At 72.7% G+C, this 5404-nt stretch carries 4 protein-coding genes; 2 read left to right on the top strand and 2 right to left on the bottom strand.

Annotated features, from left to right (window positions below):
* The first annotated feature begins 819 nt into the window (after positions 1–819).
* Positions 820–2346: a toll/interleukin-1 receptor domain-containing protein gene (locus tag G6R25_RS20875; protein WP_235949292.1), complete on the top strand. Its 1527-nt coding sequence runs from the start codon at positions 820–822 to the stop codon at positions 2344–2346.
* Positions 2347–2355: 9 nt separating this feature from the next.
* On the top strand, positions 2356–2610 hold the full coding sequence (locus G6R25_RS28110) for a toll/interleukin-1 receptor domain-containing protein (protein WP_235949290.1): 255 nt from the start codon (positions 2356–2358) through the stop codon (positions 2608–2610).
* A gap of 9 nt (positions 2611–2619) precedes the next feature.
* Here the strand turns inward: G6R25_RS28110 and G6R25_RS20870 are convergent, their stop codons facing one another.
* Together G6R25_RS20870 and G6R25_RS20865 are read right to left on the bottom strand one after the other, a co-directional pair.
* A complete protein-coding gene (locus tag G6R25_RS20870; protein WP_163554280.1) occupies positions 2620–5076 on the bottom strand; it encodes an ATP-binding protein in 2457 nt (818 codons plus the stop codon).
* A gap of 96 nt (positions 5077–5172) precedes the next feature.
* On the bottom strand, positions 5173–5404 hold a 232-nt coding region (locus tag G6R25_RS20865; protein ID WP_328591879.1), incomplete at its 5' end, for a carboxyl transferase domain-containing protein.

Here is a 5404-nt window from a genome sequence, read left to right as displayed (position 1 = left end):
GACCGCAGGACCGCCTGAAACCCAACACACCAACACACCATTGATGTCACGCAAAGCGACAAAACGTTACCGGGAAAGGCTCATTGCGTTCACGGACGATTGCAGCCTGTCGAGAAAAGCCCATTCGAGGCGCCGAGAAAAGGCCGTCACGCATGACCGTACAAGGTCGTACAGGAAGCGGCGAGTGCGCGACGTAACACTCAGCGTGTGCTGATCGAAAGTGCCGGCGGGCCAATCCATATTGCCGCAAGGTGACTGCTACTATGCGCGCCGTCCACCGGCGGCAATGCCCGGCCCGGACCTCGCCTGGGAAGATCTGCGACAACGGCACAAATTCACCAGGCGAGCGCTGACGGCCGCGGCGGCCGCCGGAGCGGGCCTCCCCCCGATGGTAGGTCCGCTCCGGCAGCGAACCGAGGGCGCGGTCGTCGATCAGCCACCCCCGTCGATCACGGAGGTGCAGATCATGCGGCTGCGGCGGCCGCAACCCGTCGGCGGCTCCCAGATAACCGCGTGTCGGACTAACCGGAAAGACCTCGCGGGTAAATCCGTACAACCTCGTACGCGATGGTCCGAGGTACGAGCGACGGTTCGGGCCGGTGGGTAAGCGACCCGCCCATCCGCGGACGCGTCGTATGCGGCGGGCGGGAAAGTACTGCACGACTGCACGAACGATTCGGCCGCCGGTCGCCGGCGGCAACCGGGTTTCCGGGCACGGTATTCTCGGCGCGTCACCTGCCAGTCGGCGCGCAGCCCACTCATCGCCGTAGAGGCAATCCGCAATCCGCAATCCGCGAACATGTGTTACCAGGAGTCATGGTGTCTTCCCGTTGGCTGGATGAGCCACTGCAGACCGAGCTTGACGACGCCGCCGTGACCGCGCTGCGGCACTGGTGTTCCCAAACCGAAATCACCTTTCGGCTGGTCCGCTGGCTCACCGGTGGCCGATCCGCCGCCCTGGTCTCCGCCGTCCTGGCGGACGATCCCCACGAGGGCGCCCGCCAACTGATCATGAAGCTGGATCGTTCGCCGGGCACCGCGCAGGACCCGCAACCCGGTGAGTTCGCCCACCACAAGCGGGCGTTGGCCGAGGCCCCGGACTTCGCCCGCCGCCACCTCACCGAGCCCGTCCACCAGCCCATCCCGGTCGGCGACGGGCGCTGGTTCGTCTTCCAGCGGGTGGCCGGCGGCAGCCTGCGCGACCCGATCACCCTGCACACGCTGCTGGACGCCGTCGTGCATCCGCCTCGCCCGGCGCGCGGCTCGGCGGCGTCGGCCCGCCCCCAGGGCCCGCAGCCCGCCTTCCCCCGACCCGTCGCCGGTGCCGCCGCTGCCTTCGCCGAGATCAGCACCGCGGTCGTCCGGTCCGTCCTGGGCGAGTGGGCGGGGCCACCCCGGCTGCCCTCGATGGACGTGCCGGCCATCCTTCGCCGCCAACTCGGCGACCGCCTCGCCCCCGGCAGCCCGCTGCACCGCCTCGCCGCCGCGCACCCCGGGCCCACCGTCACCGTCGAAGGGGAGGATCATCCGCTGCCCAACCCGTTCGCGCTGGTGCGCGACGCCGGCCGCAGCGCCGGCGTGTGGCTACCCACGTTCGTCGGGCGCGCTCACGGGGACCTGCACGTCGAGAACATCCTCATCCCGACAGCCTGGAGGGACGCGAGCGCGGCCTTCCAGCTGATCGACCTGTCGCGCTACACCGCCGATGCCGTGCTCACCCGCGACCCCACCCATCTCGTGCTGCACGTCCTCGCCCGAACGCTGGTCGAGCTGTCCCCCAACCAGCGCACCGCCACCATCGACCTGCTGCTCGACCCCGACCTCGACGGAGCGATCCTGCCCCAGTGGCTGTGGCTGTTCATCGGCCAGGTCCGCTCCGCCGGGGAAGAATGGGCGCGGGCGGCCGGCCTCGTCGAGCAGTGGCGCGACCAGCTGCCGCTGTCGCTGCTCGCCTGCGCCCTGACCTGCTACGGCCGGGCGTCGACCCGCGAGGAGGACCGCGGCTGGTTCCTGCGCCTCGCCGCCAACGCCGCCGCCTTCCTCGACCAGCACAGCGTTGCGGAGCCCACCCAGAAGCATTCCGGCTCCGAGCAGACCGGACCCGTGGTCGCCGGCGGCGCGGATGGCTTCCCCGTCGACGTGCTCCTCTCCCACTCCCGGGCCGATGCCCGGTGGGCCAGCTGGATCGGTTGGCATCTCGAGGCGGCGGGATGGCACGTCCTGCCGTGCCCCGACCTTGATGACCCGGATGAGCGTTTCGACCCCGACGAATCCCCGCACCCCGACGAAGGCGGCGAACAGGGGATGACCATCTCGCTGGCGGACGCGGTCGCCCAGGTGCCGTGAACCCTCGTCGTGCTCTCCCCCGCCTACCTCAGCGAGGTGGCGGGCAGCGCCGAATGGCAGGAGGCCTTTCCGGCGGCGGGCGCCGGCTGCGGCACCCGGCTGGTCACGATCCGGATCGAGCACTGTGACCCGCCGGGCTGGCTGGGTCTCGTCGAATCGGTGGATCTCGTCGGGCTCAGCGAGGATGAGGCCCGCGCGACGCTCGTCGACCGGATGGCGGCTCTGCGCGACGGCGACGGCAAGGTCGGGCTCCCCCCGCGGTAGTCCTGGCGGTCAGGGAGCCGCGGCGGTCAGGCCAGCGGCGTCCTGCGGCGGCGCGACGACCGCCAGAACCTGGTCGAGGGCGACGAGGTCGCCGGGGCGGACCAGCACCTCGGCGACGATGCCGGCCGCCGCTGCCGAGACGGGATGCTCCATCTTCATCGCCTCGACCACGACCAGCGACTGCCCGTCGATGACGGCCGTACCAGGCTCGACGAGGACGGCGATCACCGTTCCCGGCATGGGGCTACGCGCCTGGCCGCCGCAGGCCGCAGCCGGATCCGCCCCGGCCACGGGAACCGCTTCGGCCAACTCCCAGGCCCGGCCGTCTCGCCCCAGCCAGAGCAGCTCCCCGGCGGAGAACGAGCCCTCCGCGGCCACGATCGGGACACGGGGGCCGGCCGCGGAAAGAGGCTCCGCCGGGTCGTGCCCGCCCTCGGTCACCGCCCACGCGAATGCCCACCGGGTGGTGACCGAACCGATCGTGACCAGCAGGTCATCGCCGACCTGGCGCACCGACGCGGCGACCGGTGGCCCGTCGGCGAGGCGGATCCGCGCGGCGGCCGGCGTGCCGCGGACGCTGACCCGCACGGTCGCGGCCCGCGAGCGAAGCCCAGAACCACCGCCGGGTCCGGGTACGGCCTCCTCGACGCCACCGCCGACGCTGTCCCCACCGGCAGGCCCCCCACCTGCAGGCCCACGACCGGCGGGACCGCTCCCGGCGGAACCGTCGAGGCCGGCAGCCGCACTGCCAGCCGGCGCGTCGTCGCCGGGGCCGTCGTCGCCCGCCGGGCCGTCGCCACGCGCGGGGCCGGTGCCGCCGCCCGGGATCAGCACGTCCCAGCTCAGCCACGCGGGTTCGCCGGGCCGCCACCCGGACGGGATGTCCCAGGGGTCGATGAGCGGGCCGAGCGGCTGCAGCGCGAGCAGCCGGGCCAGGGCGTAGCCGAGGATGGCCTCGCCGGGCAGTTCGTCGGCGCTGAGCGCGGCGAGGTCACGTTCGACCAGATCGGTGTCGAGCCGGCCGGCGACGACGTCGGGATGGCCGAGCAGTGCGCGCAGGAAGCCGATGTTGGTGGTGACGCCGAGCAGGACGGTGGCGGCGAGCGCGGCGTCGAGCCGGGCGCTCGCGGCCGGCCGGTCGGGCCCCCAGGCGACGATCTTGGCGAGCATCGGATCGTAGGCGGTGCCCACGGTGTCGCCTGCGGCGATGCCCGCGTCGACGCGGATGGCAGGCCCCACCGGTTCGCGGAAGGCGAGGATGTGCCCGCCGGTCGGCAGGAAGCCGCGTGCGGGGTCCTCCGCGTACACCCGGGCCTCCACCGCGTGCCCGGCGAGGCGGACGTCGGCCTGGCCGAACCGCAGCGGCTCCCCGGCCGCGATCCGGATCTGCTCGGCGACCAGATCCACCCCGGTAACCAGTTCGGTCACGGCGTGCTCCACCTGCAGGCGGGTGTTCATCTCCATGAAGTAGAACTCGTCGGGCGCGTCGGCGGACAGGATGAACTCGACCGTGCCGGCGCCGACGTAGCCGACGGCGCCGGCCACCGCGACCGCCGCGGCACCAAGCCGTTCCCGGGTGCGGGCGTCGAGCAGCGGCGAGGGCGCCTCCTCGACGATCTTCTGGTGGCGCCGCTGCAGGCTGCACTCGCGCTCCCCCAGGTGCAGCACGGTGCCGTGCATGTCGGCGAGCACCTGCACCTCGACGTGGCGGGGCCGGGCGATGAGCCGCTCCACGAACAGGGCGTCGTCGCCGAACGCAGCCGATGCCTCCCGGCGGGCCGAGACGAGGGCGGCGGCCATCTCCCCCGGCGCACGCACGACCCGCATGCCCTTGCCGCCGCCGCCGGCCGACGGCTTGACCAGAACCGGGTAGCCGAGCTGGCCCGCGGCCTCGGTGATGGCGGCGTCGGTCATGGCAGGCGACGACCGCCCCGGCACCACGGCCACGCCGACCTCGGCGACGGTCCGCCGCGCGACGATCTTGTCGCCCATCACCTCGACGGCGGCGACCGGCGGGCCAATGAAGAACAGCCCGGCGGCCTCGCAGGCCCGGACGAAGGCCGCGTTCTCGGCGAGGAAACCGTAGCCGGGATGGATGGCCTGGGCACCGGCGACCTGCGCGGCCTCGAGCACGGCGTCGATGTCGAGGTAGCTTTCCCGGGCCGGCGTGGGCCCCAGGCGCACCGCGACGTCGGCCTCGCGGACGTGGCGGGCACCGGCGTCCGCGTCGGAGTAGACGGCGATCGAGCGGATGCCGAGGTCGCGCAGGGTGCGAATGATCCGGACGGCGATCTCGCCGCGGTTCGCGACAAGCACGGACGAGAACGCCAGACCCGCCAGCCCGACGTCCCGGCGGAGCGTGCCGGCACCACCACCACCGGCACCACCACCGGCAGCGGCACCGGCACCGGCAGCCCTCGGCTGGCCGGACACATGGTTGGAGGCGGAAAGGTCAGCGGCCGACACCCTTGATCCTCACGTCTGTTCTCCCCTCACCGCCGGCTGACCACGTCCCTCAGCTACCCGTCGTCCCTCAGCTACCCGCCTCCCTCGCGTACCCCTTCACATCCGGAACACGCCGTATCGGATCGGTTCCAGTGGGGCGTTGGCGGCCACCGACAGCCCCAGACCCAGCACCATACGGGTGTCGGCCGGGTCGATGACCCCGTCATCCCAGAGCCGGGCCGTCGAATAGTACGGGCTTCCCTGCTCCGCGTAACGGTCCAGGACCGGCGCGCGGAACGCGGCCTCGTCGGCATCGCTCCAGTCGACACCCGTCGCGGCGACCTGGTCA

Source organism: Candidatus Frankia alpina (assembly GCF_902806485.1).
Taxonomy (GTDB): Bacteria; Actinomycetota; Actinomycetes; order Frankiales; family Frankiaceae; genus Frankia; species Frankia alpina.
Note: the sequence above shows the minus strand (reverse complement) of the source record. Positions and strands in the feature narration are given on the sequence as shown.